This is a genomic window from Serratia sp. 2723 (genome assembly GCF_050434425.1).
In the GTDB taxonomy this organism is placed as follows: Bacteria; Pseudomonadota; Gammaproteobacteria; order Enterobacterales; family Enterobacteriaceae; genus Chania.
In genome coordinates this window covers 36,307-52,472 of record NZ_JBNDIN010000013.1, presented here as the reverse complement: position 1 = coordinate 52,472, position 16,166 = coordinate 36,307, and the positions used below count along the sequence as shown (strand labels likewise).

Here is a 16,166-nt window from a genome sequence, read left to right as displayed (position 1 = left end):
TTATCGATTAACGATAGGATCCCAGCGGAACTTCGGCATCAGGCTCGTGGGTAATTCTGTTACGTAAGTCCCGGCGTACTATCTCAATCACCCAAAACCAAAATATATGCCCCAAAATTTCAGAAAGGTACTCATCAAATGGCAGCATTGAAAGCGGGGGTGTCAAACCAAGCAGGGGGAAGCTAATGCCATGCACGGCAACGGTGGCAATGATGCCCGCCAACGCCCCCTGCCACAGTTTGATCTTTGGAAAAATCTCGGCAACCAAGCAGTAACCAATAGCAAAGACCAACGAAAATATGACGTGCGTAACCATAACCGGGTTAATAATGTGCTCAGAAAAGGTATATACCGTACTGGTTGGATCTATCCCAAGATAATCTTTTAAAAACAGATAGGGCGGGTTAAATTCAGCCCGACCATCGCTGATGGTTCTTGGCGGTAGCGGAACCTCAGCCCCCCACTTGACAAAAGCAGAGAGGATCCCACCAATAATGCCAACAAACAAGGCAACGCCATACCGCCGCCGACTTGGATCCGTTTTTATAAATAACGCACTAATTTTCATAATGATAACCATCCAATGGAAATATATAATTCACTATTGTTTATACTCTAAATAATCAGAGCTGCATGAGAAAAATGCAATTCATTGATCATAATCATAAAATAAATGTAACATGGAAAGCTTAATAATCCTTAAATTACCTCAAGCACCCCGGTCATGCTAATTATCCGGGGTATAAATAGGGGCGCAGCCTGATTAACTAGCCGGTAGCGGCGGCCGATTACGCCACCAACGCCAGCTGCGTTTTACCGCTTTGGTCTGCGGGCCAAGGCGTTTATTCAGCCCATTCGCCAGCACGTCCAGCGTCAGGCAGAAAATAAAATAGACCAGCGCCACAAACAGGAACACCTCCATCGGGTAAACCATGCTGCGGTTATTTACCTGCGTGGCCAGAAAGGTCAATTCCCCCACGCCGACGATGTACGCCAGAGAAGTGTCTTTAATCAGCGAGATCCACTGGTTGATAAACGAAGGTACCATCATGCGTAGCGCCTGTGGCAAAACGATCATCCGCAGCACCTGCCAGCGGTTTAAACCGAGCGATAGCCCCGCCTGCCACTGCCCGGCACTGATAGCCACAATCCCCGCTTTCACCGCATGGGCCAGATAGGCCGAGGCGATCAGCGCCAGCGCGCACACCACGGTGGTAATTTCCGGGATATCGACGCCAAACACGATTGGCAGCAGGAAGTAAGTCCAGAAAATCAGCATGATCACCGGGATGGCGCGGAAGAACCCGAGCACCATCGCCAACAATCCGGCCAGCCCCCCACGCGACATCGCCAGCGCAACGCCCAGCAGCGTGCCCAGAATTGCCGAAGCCAGCCCGGCCATCAGGCTGATCGCCAACGTCAACGCAGCTCCGCCCAAAGGCCCGTCCGGGAAGGTGCCCCACAGCAGGTAGCCCAGGTTTTCCTCAATAACGGTAAAGTCCATCTTAGTGTCCCCCCAGCGGTTTGCGCTGCTGACGCCACATGCCCCAACCTTCCAACAGAGCAATAATGGCGATATACAACACCGTTGCCACACCAAACGCCTGGAAGGTCCTCAGGGTTTCGGTTTCCACCTGGCGCGAAGCGTAAGACAGCTCGGCCAGGCCGATCGCCATGGTCAGCGATGAGTTCTTAATCACGTTCATGTACTGCCCCAGCAGCGGCGGGAAAGCGATTTTCAGCGCCTGTGGCAACACCACATAGCGCATCGATTGCCAGCCGGTCAGCCCTAGCGCGTTAGCCGCGTGTTTTTGCCCGCTGGCGACGCCACGGATGCCGGAGCGTATCTCTTCGGCAATAAACGCGGTGGAATAGAGCGTCAGGCCGAAGAAGCCCGCCAGGAATTCAAAAGAGGGCCAGTCGAGGAAGCCTAACTGATGGGGGGTATTCAGCCATTGCATGACAAAGGAGGGCAAGATTTGCCCGGCGGCAAAATACCAGAAGAACAGTTGCACCAGCAGAGGAGTATTGCGAAATAGTGCGCTGTAGGCCACCGCCAGCCAGCTTAAGGGCCGCAGGTTGCTGTCCCGCATCGCCGCCAGACCAAAACCCAACAACGTTGCCGCCAGTCCAGCACAGGCCGACAGCCATAACGTCATCAAGAAGCCATTCCATAGCCAGCTCAGATACTGCGGCGCCAACAGCCAGTCTGAGAATTGTTGCAGATTCATACGAGGTACTTCCCCTCACCCCAACCCCCTCCGCAACTGTACCAAACCGGGGAGAGGGAGAAGGGAGATTAGGCTTTAGGTTGCTGATCCAACGGGCCGATCTTGAAATCGCCACGCGGTTGGGCGGTTTTGGTTTCCGGGCCGAACCAGCGATCGTAAATCTTCACCGCATCGCCGTCTTGTTCCAGCTTGATCAAGGTGTCGTTGATGGTTGCCGTTAGACGATCTTCGCCTTTTGGCACGCCTACGCCCTGATATTCTTTGGTGATGCTGAACGGAGAGATTTCAAAGTCGGCTTTTTGCGCGGCCGGCAGGTTTCCCAACAGACCAACCAGCTTGGCATCGTCCTGGGTGATCGCCTGTACGTTGCCGTTACGCAGGGCGACGAACGCCAATGGGGTATCGTCGTAAGAGATCACTTTGGCCGTTGGGTAATGCTCACGCAGGGTGATTTCCTGCACGGTGCCTTTATCTGCACCGATGCGCAGTTTTTTGATGTCTTCCGGGGTTTTCAGCACCCCCTTATGAGCAATGAATTTCTGGCCGGTAGCAAAATATGGCACGCTGAAATTCACCTCTTTGGCACGCTCGTCGGTGATGGTGAAGTTGGCCGCGATCAGATCAACCTTTTTGGACACCAGCAGAGGAATACGGTTAGCCGGGTTGGTGGCGCGCAGTTCAACCTTGACGCCCAGCGCCTTACCGATAGCTTCGGCGACGTCCACGTCATAACCCACCAGCTTTTTGCTTTGCGGATCGACATAACCAAACGGTGGGTTGCTATCGAATACCGCAATACGCACCACGCCCGCTTTTTGAATATCATCGAGTTTATCGGCATGTGCCACACCGGTGGCAAGGCTGGCTAACAGAGATAAGGCTAAGACGCGCTGTTTCATGAAAGGCTCCCAAGTGATTGATGTCCCGCTGGCTGATAAGCTAGCAAGCCTCGCTTAGGTCAGGAAATAATATTAAACGCTATAGTTATAACCTTTTTAACTTTACGGTTTTTAAATGGCATCAAGGCGCCGTTTTCAGCGCCTTTTGAGATAACCCACTGGTGGAATTACGCTTTTTTCTCGTCTTTACCGTCTGACAACAGTTCGTCCAGCGCATCGCCACCGATATGGCGGAAATCCTGGCCTTTGACGAAGTAGAAGATAAATTCGCAAATATTCTGGCAGCGGTCGCCGATACGCTCGATAGAGCGGGCACAGAACAGCGCCGTCAGCACGCTCGGAATGGTGCGCGTATCTTCCATCATGTAGGTCATCAGTTGACGCACGATGCCTTCATACTCCTGATCGACCTTCTTGTCTTCGCGGTAAATCCGGATCGCTTCATCCAGATCCATACGCGCAAAGGCATCCAGCACGTCGTGCAGCATCTGCACGGTGTGGCGGCCCAGAGACTCCAAACTGACCAGCAATGGCTGATGCTGGTGCGAGAATTTCTCCAGTGCGGTACGACAGATCTTGTCTGCCACGTCACCGATACGTTCCAGCTCGGAAATGGTCTTGATGATCGCCATCACCAGACGCAGGTCGCTGGCGGTTGGCTGGCGTTTGGCAATGATGCGCACGCAAGCCTCATCGATTGCCACTTCCATCATATTGACCTTGGCATCGCCCTCGATCACCCGCTTGGCCAGTTCACCGTCCTGGTTATGCATCGCGGTAATGGCATCGGTCAACTGTTGCTCTACCAGCCCGCCCATGGTCAGCACCTGGGTGCGGATGTGCTCGAGTTCAGCGTTGAACTGGCCGGAAATGTGTTTGTTTAAATTCAGGTTATCCATGATGCATCCTAATCAACCATAACGGCCAGTAATGTAGTCTTCGGTCTGCTTCTTCTGTGGCGCAGTAAACAGAGTGTCAGTATCGCTGAACTCAATCAACTCACCCAGATACATAAATGCGGTGGAGTCGGAACAACGCGCCGCCTGCTGCATGTTGTGGGTCACAATCACCACGGTATAGTCAGACTTCAGCTCGCTGATCAGCTCTTCAATCTTGCCGGTGGAAATCGGATCCAGCGCCGAACAAGGTTCATCCAGCAACAGCACTTCCGGGCGAATGGCAATGCCGCGCGCAATGCACAGGCGTTGCTGCTGGCCGCCGGACAGGCTGTAACCGCTCTGGTGCAGCTTGTCCTTGGTCTCGTTCCACAGTGCCGCCTTGGTCAGCGCCCATTGGACACGCTCGTCCATATCCGCACGGGACAACTTCTCGAACAGGCGCACGCCAAAGGCGATGTTGTCATAAATCGACATCGGGAACGGCGTTGGCTTTTGGAACACCATGCCCACCTTGGCACGCAGCAGCGCGATATCCTGGTTATCCGTCAGGATGTTTTGCCCATCCAGCAGGATATCGCCTTCGGCACGCTGCTCGGGGTAGAGCTGGTACATCTTGTTGAAGGTCCGCAGCAGCGTCGATTTGCCGCAACCAGACGGGCCAATAAACGCGGTCACCTTGTTCTTGGCGATATCCAGCGTGATGTTTTTCAGCGCATGGAATTTGCCGTAGTAAAAGTTCAGATCGCGTACCTGAATTTTGCTGCTGGAAGTGGAGTCAACCCTACTCATCAAGACTTCTCTCTTTTCACGGTGTCGCCTGAGCGGCACCTAAATTTTTATGAATGCTTTTTCTTGGCGAAAATCACACGCGCCAGGATATTCAGTAACAGTACGCACAGGGTGATCAACAGCACCCCTGCCCAGGCCAGTTGTTGCCACTCGGCAAACGGACTCATGGCAAACTTGAAAATGGTGACCGGCAGGTTGGCGATCGGCTGCATCAGGTCGGTACTCCAGAACTGATTCGACAGCGAGGTAAACAGCAACGGGGCGGTTTCCCCGGCAATACGCGCAATAGCCAGCAGTACGCCGGTGATGATGCCGGAGACCGACGCCTTCAGCGTAATGGCGGAAATCATGCGCCATTTCGGTGTCCCCAACGCATAGGCCGCTTCACGTAGCGTGTCGGGAACCAGCTTGAGCATGTTCTCGGTGGTGCGGATCACGATCGGGATCTGCAACAGGGCCAACGCAATAATCCCTGCCCAACCGGAGAAGTGTTCCATCTTCGCCACCACCACGGTGTAAACGAACAGGCCCACGACGATCGATGGCGCGGATAACAGAATATCGTTGATAAAGCGGATCACTTCCGCCAGCCAGGATTTACGGCCATATTCCGCCAGGTAGATCCCCGCCATGATGCCCAACGGAGTGCCGAAGATGGTTGCCCACAGGATCAACAAGCCGCTACCGGCAATGGCGTTAGCCAGCCCCCCACCCGCGGTATTCGGTGGCGGCGTCATTTCGGTAAACAACGCCAGCGACATGCCGTCGATGCCCTTGGTGATGGTCGAGAACAGGATCCACACCAGCCAGAACAGGCCAAAGACCATCGTCGCCATCGACAGGAACAGCGCCAAACGGTTTTTCTGCCGACGCCAGGCCTGCATTTTACGGCGGCTTTCCGCCAGTGCTACCGGGTTTTGCATATCCATCGTTGCCATGTTAGCGACCCTCACGCTTGGCCAGGCGCATCACCATCAACTTCGACAGCGCCAGGACGATAAAGGTGATCACAAACAGGATCAGCCCAAGCTGCATCAACGCAGAGGTATGTAGCCCGGATTCCGCTTCGGCGAATTCGTTGGCCAACGCCGAGGTGATGCTGTTGCCCGGCATATACAGCGAGAAACTGTCGAGCTGGTAGGTGTTACCGATAATAAAGGTCACCGCCATGGTTTCCCCCAGCGCGCGTCCCAGGCCAAGCATCACACCGCCGATCACGCCGTTTTTGGTGAACGGCAGCACAATGCGCCAGATCACTTCCCAAGTGGTACAGCCGATGCCATAGGCCGACTCTTTCATCATCACCGGGGTCTGTTCGAACACATCGCGCATTACCGCCGCAATGTAAGGAATAATCATAATGGCCAGGATCACCCCGGCAGCCAGAATACCGATACCAAATGCCGGGCCGGAGAACAGCTCGCCTACGATCGGGATACCGGACAACACTTCCCCCACCGGGGTCTGGAAATATTTGGCGAACAGCGGGGCAAACACGAACAGGCCCCACATGCCGTAAACGATGCTTGGGATCGCCGCTAACAGTTCTATCGCAATCCCCAACGGGCGCTTGAGCCAGTTAGGAGCCAACTCGGTCAGGAACAGGGCAATACCAAAACTGACCGGCACGGCGATAATCAGCGCAATCACCGAGGTGACGACCGTGCCGTAGATCGGCACCAGCGCACCAAACTGCTCGGCTGGCGCATCCCACTCTTTGGTCCACAGGAAGGCAAAACCGAACTTCTGCATGCTTGGCCAGGAGGCGATAATCAGCGAAACGATGATGCCACCCAGCAACAATAGGGTAATCAGCGCCGCCAGTCTGACCAGCGCGCTGAAAATGATGTCACCGTTTTTACCCGGTGCCTTAATGGTCGGCTTGTACTCAGCCATAGATTACTCTTCTGTTTAAAGCTTGGAGGGCCCGGCACGCCAGGCCCCGACAGTCAGGTTGAGGCGCGGTCTTCCGCACCCCCTGTGTTGTTAGAATAAGGCCTTACCGGAGCTGTCTTTGATGTTGGTCTTCCAGGCAGCACGGATTTGTTCCACCACTTCGGCAGGCAAAGCGGCGTAATCCAGTTCGCCGGCCTGCTTGGCACCGGTCTTGTAAGCCCAGTCAAAGAACTTCAGCACTTCTGCGCCCTGCTCAGGCTTCTTCTGCTCTTTGTGCACCAGGATGAAGGTGGTGGAGGTGATTGGCCAGACGTTGTCGCCTTTCTGGTTGGTCAGGTCCTGCGCGAAGGTTTTGCTCCAATCCACGCCTTTGGCTGCCGCGCTGAAGCTCTCTTCGGTTGGGCTAACGGCTTTGCCATCGGCAGACACTAATTTAGTGTAGGCCAGGTTGTTCTGCTTGGCGTAAGCGTATTCAACATAGCCGATAGAGCCAGGCAGACGCTGAACGAACGCGGCGATGCCGTCATTGCCCTTGCCACCCAGGCCGGTTGGCCAGTTTACGGTTGAGCCTGCACCAATTTTCTCTTTCCACTGCGCGTTTGCCTTGGCCAGATAGCTGGTGAAGACGAAAGAAGTTCCGGAACCATCAGCACGACGCACCACGGCGATAGCCTGATCCGGCAGCTTGACGCCCGGGTTCAGTTTAACGATTGCCGGGTCATTCCATTTTTTGATGTTGCCCAGGTAGATATCCCCCAGGGTTTGACCATCCAGAGTCAGCTCACCGGATTTGATACCCGGAATATTCACCGCCAGTACCACGCCACCGATCACGGTAGGGAACTGGAACAGGCCGTCCGCAGCCAGTTTCTCATCGGACAGCGGGGCATCAGAAGCACCAAAGTCAACGGTGTTGGCGATGATTTGCTTCACACCACCAGAGGAACCAATCCCCTGATAGTTAACCTTGTTACCGGTTTCTTTCTGATAAGAATCTGCCCACTTGGCATACACCGGAGCGGGGAATGTCGCACCTGCACCGGTCAGGCTAGCAGCAGCGAAGGCGGACACAGAGGCCAAAGAGAAAGTCGCTGCCACAATACTGGCGACGGTGGTACGCATCAGTTTCATAATCCCTCCTAATGGGATATTTCAAAAATCGACTTTGAGTCGTTTTCATCAGAGTAAGTATTGCTGCAGGAGGGAAAATAGGACAGTTTGGTGACAGTAAAATGTACGAAATATGACATTTTTATGACAGGCGTTCACACAACCACAAGAGGATCGTACCTATAAATAAAGAAGAATTCGCTTATCCCTATAGGATAATCACCGATTATCAGAAAACGCTGCAATCGTTTCTAAAATAAACCAGACAACCCCTAAAAAAACAACCATATTGCTATTTCTTTTGACTTAAATGACGCTAATGAAATTTAAGAATAACACCATTGAATCATTACCACCAAAAACCTAACGCTTACCAATAATCAGTATAGTCCCACAATAAAAAGCCTGACAGCAACCAAATAATAACGCCGAAAAAGTCAATAAACCAAAGCTCAACAAAAATAAAATAATTGCAGATGGGCGTAACGGTAGGTTAGATTGTAAAAATCATCGCACCAAACATTATTAATGTAATTTTTCGCTCACAACAATAATCATTTATTGAAAAAAGAGACAATTCCTATTCAGGAATAAAGGGATTTACAGTAGGGAGTGCTGAATGAGTGAATATCAGGTACCAAAAATAGCCTTTTATTCCCATGATACTATGGGGTTAGGGCACATCCGCAGAAATCTTTTACTGGCCAGTGAGTTGCTGATCACCATACCGGAAACAGAGGTGCTATTAATCAGCGGAGTCCATGAATCTGGGAGTTTTCACTTACCCAAAGGGGCAGATATCATCACCTTGCCCACCTATTTTAAAACCGCTGAAGGCGAGTATCACCCCCGTTCACTGGGCAGAGATATCCAGCGTCTGGTATCTCTGCGAGCCGACATTATCCAGGCGGCAATGAAAACATTCAAACCTGATGTTTTTATTGTCGATAACGTTCCCAGAGGCGCGATGTCTGAATTAGACAGCGTATTACCGACACTGGTAAAGAATGGGACTCACCTGGTACTAGGCTTACGTGATATTGTTGACGATCCTGCGACCGTACAACGGCAATGGGATAAATTAAATAATATTGAGACTATTCGTAATTACTTTTCCTCTATTTGGATATATGGCGACAAATCATTTTATAATTTAGCCCAGGCTTATCACTTTGAGGGTGATATCTGCCAGAAAATTTCTTTTCTTGGTTACCTGGATGCCACCCGACGCCCACGCCAGCTGGCCAAACCACAGGCTATCGTGCCCGGCATCCGGCAACCCTACGCGCTTTGCCTGGTGGGCGGAGGCCAGGATGGCTTTGAGCTGGCCACCACTTTTGCCAAAGCCGCCTTTCCCTCCGGCATGATGGGAGTGTTGATTACCGGCTCGATGATGCCCGCCGAGCAAAGGGGAGAGCTACAAGAAATCGCCGCCAAGCGTCATGACCTGCTGGTAGTCAGATTTGTTGCCGAACCTTTGGAGTTATTGCGTCAGGCGGAATGCCTGGTGACCATGGGGGGCTATAACACCGTCACGGAAATTTTATCCTTCCACAAGCGTGCCTTGATCGTCCCACGCGTCACCCCTCGCCAGGAGCAATGGTTACGCGCAAGTCGGCTGGCAGAGATGCAACTGGTGTCTTGCATACATCCTGACTGCTTGAATCTGCCATTCCTCAACCACTGGCTGGCGGAACAAGGCACGCCGCAAAACCCACGTCATGTTTTGAATTTTAATGGGCTGGGGATATTTACCCACAAAGTTAAAGCGCTGTTCCAATCCAGCAACACCGTAGCAAAAACCAGACAGGAGACGCTCAATGATATCTGACCCACAGACACCGCCGCTTAATGTGGGTTACGTAGTCAAACGTTACCCCCGTTTTTCCGAAACCTTCGTGGTTAACGAGATCCTGGCGCATGAACGTGCCGGAGCAAAAATAGCTATTTTTGCTCTTGGCCCAGTGGACGAACCCCACTTCCAGCACGATATTGCCGAAGTGCGGGCACCCGTTACACGGCTCAACGACAAGCAGCGCAATTGCGAAAGCTTTTGGGCACTATTGCAACAGGCTCATCAGCAACTGCCCGATTTTGCCAACAACCTGTTCCTGGCGCAGCATCACAACGTTCACGAGTTTGCCCAGGCCATCATGCTAGCCATGGCGGTACGTGCACAGGGTATCCAGTGCCTGCATGCCCATTTCGCCACGCGCGCCACCACGGTCGCACGGTTGGCGGCCAGGCTAAGCGGGGTCAGCTATACCTTTACCGCCCATGCCAAAGATATTTATTACCCGTATGAGGAAACCACGGATATGGCCCGCAAGCTGCGCGATAGCACTCAGGCTATTACCGTTTCCGATTACAACCTGGCCTACCTTAGACAGCATTATGGCCGAGATGCCGATAAGGCAATCAGAGTTTATAACGGCATCGAACTGGCTAAATTTCCTTATCTGGCACCCGCAAACCAAACCCGCCATATTTTGGCGGTTGGCCGCCTGGTCGCCAAGAAAGGTTTCGGCATCCTGATTGAAGCACTGAGCCTGCTACATTCATGCGACGTTGAGTTTCGCGCAACGATCGTGGGTTATGGCCCGTTACAAGAGGCGTTGGCGGCACAGATTCAAACAGCAGGAATAGCACACCGAGTCACCCTGGCAGGCCCGTTACCCCAGCCCAGTATCATTTACGCCATGCAAAATGCCGCGATGGTAGTAGCCCCCTGTATCGTGAGTGAAGAAGGTGACCGGGATGGTTTACCCACCATCTTGCTGGAAGCCATGGCGCTGGGAACCCCTGTCATCTCAACGCAGGTCGCGGGGATCCCCGAATTGGTCACTAACGGTGAAACCGGGCTTTGCGTCGCTCCTCAGGATCCGCATGCCCTTGCCAAAGCCATGTTACGACTGCTCAATGACCCTCCCACCGGTCTTGTTTTATCGCTACGGGCCAGAGAGCGTATTGAGCAGCACTATGACATCGACAAAAACACTACTCAGCTACGCGCCATCTTTCGAGCCAACGCTCAACCAATACCTGCTACCCAAGGGGGCCAATCGTGAAAGTCGCTTATCTCTGTGCCGATCCCGGCATTCCAGTATTTGGCCACAAGGGCGCATCGATACATATTCAGGAAGTCCTGCGTGCCTTGCTGGCTCAGGGTATGGCCATTACGCTGTTTGCCCAACGCTTTGGCGGGCCGGTGCCCGCTGAGTTTAAAGAGATCAACATTAAGCCATTGCCGTCCGTGTCACCGAATACCCAGGAGGAGGAACGTGCACGGCAGGCTCTGGGCGCCAATAGCTGGGTGAGCGAACAATTGGCACTCACCGGGCCTTATGATGTGGTCTATGAGCGTTATTCGTTGTGGAGCCATGCGGGTATGACCTTTGCCCGTAAATCAGGCATCACCGGTATTCTGGAAGTGAATGCGCCACTGATCGAAGAACAGCGTAAATATCGGCAACTCCCCCTGGAGCAGGAGGCCGGGCAGACATTACGCCAGGTGCTCACGAACGCCGCCACGATCATCGCCGTATCCCCTGGGGTGAAAACCTGGCTGGAGAACTTCCCTGAGTCTGGGAATAAGGTTCATGTGGTGGCCAATGGCGTCGATCCAGCAAGGTACTCAGCGCGTAAAACGGTACGGAATAATCCGGCAGTGATTGGTTTTGTGGGTTCATTGAAGCCTTGGCACGGGGTTCAGACCCTGGTTGACGCCTTTCATCTCCTGCACCAGCGCGACCGCCCTGTCCGGCTTTGTATCGTCGGTGATGGCCCCGAATATCCGCAGCTTCGCGCCCAATTGACGCAATATGGGTTACTTTCTTTCTGCTACTTCTCCGGTGCCGTCAATCATGCCAGCGTGCCAAGGTTACTGGCAGCGATGGACATTGCCGTCGCCCCCTATCCGCAGTTGGCCGGGTTCTATTTTTCACCGCTGAAAATCTATGAGTATATGGCCGCCAGGTTACCGGTGATCACCACCCGGGTCGGACATCTGCCTGAGGTAGTGTCAGAAGGAAAAACCGGGCTGCTGGTCAGGCCGGATGATGCCCTGGCACTGTGCATCGCCATTGAGCGCCTGTTGGACGATGTTCCGCTCTGCCAGCGGCTGGGGGAGGCCGGGCGGCAACAGGTAGAACAAAGCCAGAGTTGGCAGAACATCACCGCACAAATCTGGCGTTTGGCGGGCCTGAAATGAATAACCACAATCAAGCGAAGATGTTACATCACTTCCTTCCCTATATCCGCAAACAGCGAAGGTTGATCCAAAGTGCCTTCCTGGCGCTGTTGCTGGCATCCGGCATACGTTTACTGGAACCGTGGCCGTTGGCGTTTGCCATCGATCTCATTCTGGCGGAAGTCTCTGACAAACCGGTGTCCGGCAAGCTGGCCACTAATGGTGACTTGAGCATCCAGACCGGGCTGTGGTTATGCGCAGGCGGCGTCTTCGTGATTGCCATCCTCAAGGCCGCCATCGGCTATTTCAGTACCATTGGCCTGGCGTTGGCAGGTAGCCGGGTGCTCAGCGAGATCCGCCTGGATCTGTTTGCCCATCTGTTACGCCTTCCCCTCAAGTTTCACCACCAGGCCAGAACTGGCGATTTGACGATGCGCCTGATCAACGACATCGCCATGCTGCGCGAGGTGACCGTTACCGCACTCATGCCTCTGTTATCAAGCATCGTGATCCTGCTAGGCATGTTCGGCATTATGCTGTTCCTCGACTGGCAGCTGACGCTGATCGCTCTGCTGCCTCTGCTATTACTGGTGTGGATGACCCGCAGCGCCAGCCAGAAAATCAGCCACGTCAGCCGTGGGCAGCGTAAACGGGAAGGGGCTTTGGCCGCCAAGGCTGCCGAATACCTCGGGGGCATCGCGACAGTGCAAGCCCTGTCGCTGGAGTCGGCGACAATGAAAAGCTTTCGCGGCGACGATGCACAAAGCCTGCAACAGAACGTGCAAACCAAACGCCTGTCTGCCGGATTGGAACGCCGGGTAGATATTCTGATCGCGTTCACGACCGGATTAGTGTTGTTAAACGGTGCCATGGAGGTCATGGCTGGCCGCATGTCGCCGGGCGATCTGCTGATCTTCCTCTCCTATCTGAAAAATACCTTCCGCCCGGTTAGAGAATACGCCAAGTACACCGGGCGCTTATCAAAAGCGATAACGGCAGGTGAGCGTATTGTCGAGCTGCTGCACCACCAGCCAGCGATCGTCGAACGCCCCAATGCGAGAGAATTGGCCGCCACGCCAGGGGATATCCGTTTTAACAACGTCCATTTCAGCTATCAATCAACAGCAGCGGCGGAGCGCAAACAGACGTTGCAAGGAGCCAACTTTTATATCCCCTCGGGTCAAAGCGTTGCGGTAACCGGACCTTCTGGCGCGGGTAAGTCCACCCTGATCGGCCTATTGCTGCGCCTGTACGATCCTGATTGCGGGCGCATCGAGATCGGTGGCCGGGATATTCGCGATTATACCCTCGGCAGTATCCGCCAGCGGATAAGCTATGTTCCGCAAGATAACCTGCTGTTTGGCGTCACGGTTCGCGAGAATATCAATCTGGCAGCCCATAGTGAGGTCACGGAGGAGCAGACGATAGCGGCCGCGCGCCTGGCGAATGCCCATGATTTTATCATGACACTGCCACAGGGGTATGACACCGTCCTCAGCGAAAGGGGAAGCTCACTGTCTGGTGGGCAACGCCAGCGTATTGCCATCGCCCGGGCGGCCATCAGACAAAATTCCATCCTGATACTGGATGAACCAGGTACCGGGCTGGACAGCAAAAATGAAAACGCCGTCATAGAGGCCCTGTCACGACTGATGCATGGCCGTACCAGCCTGATCATCACGCACAACCTGTCTTTCGCCGCCAGGGCCGATCGCATCCTGTTTCTGGACCAGGGAACGATCGTTGAGCAAGGCACACATGACGAACTGTTGGCCGAGCAGGGTCGTTATTGGGAACTGTGGCAGTTACAACGGACAGTCTGAACCAAGCCAGGAGGCAAAGTAACCCCTTATGACATCACATGCAGCCGACCTTCGTATCATCGCTCAGGATCCCCTACTACCCGGTTTGGCGTTACTGCTGGATAATGATGCCCTGCTCCAGGCGCTACGGTGTCTGCCCACCTTGCGAGATGCACAATCCGTAACGCTAGATTATTTACGCTATAAACCCGGCAACAGCTGTGCCACAAGCCTGACCGTGACGCTGGGCTCACGGCAACGCAAAACCTATTTTGCCAAGGCGCTGACCGCCGAGCGTTTTACTCAATCCTGGTTACATCCCAAACGACAGGCACTGATCGTCGCTGGCGATCCGGATGCCCCACTGGCTTTGCACTCGAGTGCCATCCTGCTGCAACATCCGTTGCACGATCGCAGCCTGCGCTTTCTGCATTTACTCAAACATGACGAGACGCGCCAGGCGTTATTACACCAGCTATTACCTTCCTTCAGCGAGGCAGGGCATATCGACTGGTGTTTTCTACGCTATAAACCCCAGCGTCGTAGCATCATCCAACTTTCTTGCCAGAATGAACCTATAGCCGTACTGCGCTGCGCCAGTGCCAAAGAGTATGGGCGAATGCTACAGGGAACGGCGGTAGGCGCGGCTTTAGGCCATATCTCACTGCTTGGCAGCCTCGGCAATCAGCGGATGCTGACAACGCGTTGGATAGCGGGCGAGAGCCTGGGGCCAGAGCATAGCGGAACGCTTTCTCTGAGCGCCATGGAGGCAGCCGGTAGCGCTTTGGCTCAGGTCCACAACGCGCCGTTTTCACTTCCCCAGGGACCAGGCAGCAATGAGAACATCCAGGCGTTATGGCGCGTGCTGAATATCCTTACCGTTATCCACCCGTCGGGTGCCGAACGCTATCGTGAATTAGCCACCCAAATCGCTCAATACCTGGCGGTTTGCCGAATCGAACCGGTACTGATCCACGGTGATTTTTCCGCCGATCAGGTGGTGAAACCCGCCGACGGTGGCGCACTGCACATTATCGATTGGGATCGCTGTACTTACGGCGTCCCCCTGAGGGATTTAGCCTCGTTCCAGGCACGTCTGGAACTCCAGGCCATTGATAAAACCCTGCAATATCCATCGGTTGATACCGTGATGCGCGCTTTTTTGTCCGGTTACTCGGCTGCCCGTACCAGCCCGGTGGAGAAGCAGGCTTTAGCCTGGTACGCGGCCTGGGCACTAATGTGCCTGGCAACCGAACCTTTTCGCGTACGGGCTGCGGATTGGCCCGAGCAGATCGAAGCATTACTCGATCGCGTACAACAACTGCTGGCCCAAGCCACCTCAACGGCCTGCTTACCACCAGAAAAGTTGCTGGTGCAACTCAGTACCCCATCGGTCATGGCACAACCGCTGATAGCGGCATTGAACCTGCCCCCACAAAGCCAGCTACAGGCTTGCAGGATCGTACGGCATAAGCCCGGCCGACGCGCCATTATCCACTATCAGTTCGCCGAGCCAGACCATCGCCAACAGCATGAGGTATTGGGGAAATATAGTAAAAAGGGAGTGAACAGTGCCGCCTTTGACTATCAAAAATGCCTTTGGCGACAGGGTTGGGATGACACCGCTCCCTTCACCGTCCCCGAGCCACTAGCCCTGCTGCCAGAGTGGAATATCTGGCTACAACGTAAGGTCGATGCCGTAACTTTAACCGAGCGGCTCATCCCCAGCGAGCCACGGTTAGCCGAGTTGGGAACACTGGTTGGCAAGGCATTGGCCGCATTACACCAGCATCAAGGGCTACAACTTGCCGTAGCAGCAAAAACGTGGCGTATCGCCGACGAATTGGCGGTATTGCGCAAAGGGTTGCACAAAGTGGCTGCGTTATATCCCCATTGGCAAGCCCGCCTTGCTCGCCTGCTACGTGCCTGTGAACATCTAAGCCTGCCGTTGAACAGGGAAAAAACGTCCTGCGTCCACCGCGATTTTTACCCCGATCAGGTCATGATCGATAACCAACAGCCTCTACGACTGACCCTGCTGGATTTTGATTTGTGCTGCACCAGTGCCCCGGCCCTGGATGCTGGCAACTATCTGGCCCATGTGCGTGAACTGGCATTACGCCAGTATGGCGATATTCATGCGTTAGATAGCCATGAACAGGCGTTTACTACCGCCTTCCTCACTGATTCACCGGAGGTGGATCCTCTGTCCGTCATGGCGTTTACCACTCTGGCGTTGGCCCGGCATATTTTTTTAAGCACTCAGTTTACCGAACGGCACCACACCACAGCGACGTTGATCGCGCTGTGTGAGCAAGCCCTGGCTAAGGAATTAAAACAGGAATAGGGAT

The 16,166-nt window shown here is 54.0% G+C and carries 14 protein-coding genes; 5 read left to right on the top strand and 9 right to left on the bottom strand.

The annotated features are described in order from the left end of the window. Window positions 1-7: 7 nt before the first annotated feature. From ABIE29_RS18230 to pstS, 9 genes are all read right to left on the bottom strand, one after another. Entirely contained in the window at window positions 8-568 is a 561-nt protein-coding gene (locus ABIE29_RS18230) for a YagU family protein (RefSeq protein ID WP_429620054.1), read from the bottom strand. Between the two features lie 195 nt (window positions 569-763). Continuing rightward, entirely contained in the window at window positions 764-1,504 is a 741-nt protein-coding gene (locus ABIE29_RS18225; protein ID WP_429620053.1) for an amino acid ABC transporter permease, read from the bottom strand. A 1-nt stretch (window position 1,505) separates the two neighbouring features. Next, entirely contained in the window at window positions 1,506-2,231 is a 726-nt protein-coding gene (locus ABIE29_RS18220; RefSeq protein WP_429620052.1) for an amino acid ABC transporter permease, read from the bottom strand. A gap of 68 nt (window positions 2,232-2,299) precedes the next feature. After that, the gene (locus ABIE29_RS18215; protein WP_429620051.1) at window positions 2,300-3,130 is read right to left on the bottom strand and encodes an ABC transporter substrate-binding protein; all 831 of its coding nucleotides are present in this window, start codon (window positions 3,128-3,130) and stop codon (window positions 2,300-2,302) included. A 167-nt stretch (window positions 3,131-3,297) separates the two neighbouring features. Beyond that, on the bottom strand, window positions 3,298-4,029 hold the full coding sequence (gene phoU, locus ABIE29_RS18210; RefSeq protein WP_429620050.1) for a phosphate signaling complex protein PhoU: 732 nt from the start codon (window positions 4,027-4,029) through the stop codon (window positions 3,298-3,300). Window positions 4,030-4,041: 12 nt separating this feature from the next. Continuing rightward, complete coding sequence (gene pstB, locus ABIE29_RS18205) at window positions 4,042-4,818, bottom strand: phosphate ABC transporter ATP-binding protein PstB (RefSeq protein WP_429620049.1); 777 nt, start codon at window positions 4,816-4,818, stop codon at window positions 4,042-4,044. A 47-nt stretch (window positions 4,819-4,865) separates the two neighbouring features. After that, window positions 4,866-5,756 carry a phosphate ABC transporter permease PstA gene (gene pstA / locus ABIE29_RS18200; RefSeq protein ID WP_024484695.1) on the bottom strand — a complete coding sequence of 297 codons (891 nt, stop codon included), beginning with the start codon at window positions 5,754-5,756 and terminating at the stop codon, window positions 4,866-4,868. 1 nt (window position 5,757) lies between these two features. Then, the gene (gene pstC, locus ABIE29_RS18195; protein WP_024527373.1) at window positions 5,758-6,714 is read right to left on the bottom strand and encodes a phosphate ABC transporter permease PstC; all 957 of its coding nucleotides are present in this window, start codon (window positions 6,712-6,714) and stop codon (window positions 5,758-5,760) included. A gap of 90 nt (window positions 6,715-6,804) precedes the next feature. Next, entirely contained in the window at window positions 6,805-7,845 is a 1,041-nt protein-coding gene (gene pstS / locus ABIE29_RS18190; RefSeq protein WP_429620048.1) for a phosphate ABC transporter substrate-binding protein PstS, read from the bottom strand. Between the two features lie 598 nt (window positions 7,846-8,443). Between pstS and ABIE29_RS18185 the strand changes: the two genes are divergently transcribed. The 5 genes from ABIE29_RS18185 to ABIE29_RS18165 are packed head-to-tail and all read left to right on the top strand — an operon-like array spanning window position 8,444 to window position 16,162. Then, window positions 8,444-9,655: a glycosyltransferase family protein gene (locus ABIE29_RS18185; RefSeq protein ID WP_429620047.1), complete on the top strand. Its 1,212-nt coding sequence runs from the start codon at window positions 8,444-8,446 to the stop codon at window positions 9,653-9,655. Beyond that, window positions 9,645-10,892 (top strand): glycosyltransferase family 4 protein, encoded by a 1,248-nt coding sequence (locus tag ABIE29_RS18180; protein ID WP_429620046.1) that lies wholly within the window; start codon window positions 9,645-9,647, stop codon window positions 10,890-10,892. Before ABIE29_RS18185 ends, ABIE29_RS18180 begins: the two co-directional genes overlap by 11 nt. Further along, window positions 10,889-12,034 carry a glycosyltransferase family 4 protein gene (locus ABIE29_RS18175; protein WP_429620045.1) on the top strand — a complete coding sequence of 382 codons (1,146 nt, stop codon included), beginning with the start codon at window positions 10,889-10,891 and terminating at the stop codon, window positions 12,032-12,034. Before ABIE29_RS18180 ends, ABIE29_RS18175 begins: the two co-directional genes overlap by 4 nt. Then, complete coding sequence (locus ABIE29_RS18170; RefSeq protein WP_429620044.1) at window positions 12,031-13,836, top strand: ABC transporter ATP-binding protein; 1,806 nt, start codon at window positions 12,031-12,033, stop codon at window positions 13,834-13,836. The genes ABIE29_RS18175 and ABIE29_RS18170 overlap by 4 nt, the downstream gene beginning before the upstream one ends. Window positions 13,837-13,864: 28 nt before the next feature. Further along, window positions 13,865-16,162, top strand: coding sequence for a phosphotransferase (locus ABIE29_RS18165; protein ID WP_429620043.1), 2,298 nt, complete (start codon window positions 13,865-13,867; stop codon window positions 16,160-16,162). Window positions 16,163-16,166 lie beyond the last annotated feature (4 nt).

Bases quoted from the DNA above. Each gene is read 5' to 3' on its own strand.
- ABIE29_RS18170 (WP_429620044.1), top strand. From the start codon at position 12,031: ATGAATAACCACAATCAAGCGAAGATGTTACATCACTTCCTTCCCTAT.
- pstB (WP_429620049.1), bottom strand. From the start codon at position 4,818: ATGAGTAGGGTTGACTCCACTTCCAGCAGCAAAATTCAGGTACGCGAT.
- ABIE29_RS18215 (WP_429620051.1), bottom strand. From the start codon at position 3,130: ATGAAACAGCGCGTCTTAGCCTTATCTCTGTTAGCCAGCCTTGCCACC.
- ABIE29_RS18220 (WP_429620052.1), bottom strand. From the start codon at position 2,231: ATGAATCTGCAACAATTCTCAGACTGGCTGTTGGCGCCGCAGTATCTG.
- pstA (WP_024484695.1), bottom strand. From the start codon at position 5,756: ATGGCAACGATGGATATGCAAAACCCGGTAGCACTGGCGGAAAGCCGC.
- ABIE29_RS18230 (WP_429620054.1), bottom strand. From the start codon at position 568: ATGAAAATTAGTGCGTTATTTATAAAAACGGATCCAAGTCGGCGGCGG.
- pstC (WP_024527373.1), bottom strand. From the start codon at position 6,714: ATGGCTGAGTACAAGCCGACCATTAAGGCACCGGGTAAAAACGGTGAC.
- ABIE29_RS18165 (WP_429620043.1), top strand. From the start codon at position 13,865: ATGACATCACATGCAGCCGACCTTCGTATCATCGCTCAGGATCCCCTA.
- pstS (WP_429620048.1), bottom strand. From the start codon at position 7,845: ATGAAACTGATGCGTACCACCGTCGCCAGTATTGTGGCAGCGACTTTC.
- ABIE29_RS18185 (WP_429620047.1), top strand. From the start codon at position 8,444: ATGAGTGAATATCAGGTACCAAAAATAGCCTTTTATTCCCATGATACT.
- ABIE29_RS18225 (WP_429620053.1), bottom strand. From the start codon at position 1,504: ATGGACTTTACCGTTATTGAGGAAAACCTGGGCTACCTGCTGTGGGGC.
- ABIE29_RS18180 (WP_429620046.1), top strand. From the start codon at position 9,645: ATGATATCTGACCCACAGACACCGCCGCTTAATGTGGGTTACGTAGTC.
- phoU (WP_429620050.1), bottom strand. From the start codon at position 4,029: ATGGATAACCTGAATTTAAACAAACACATTTCCGGCCAGTTCAACGCT.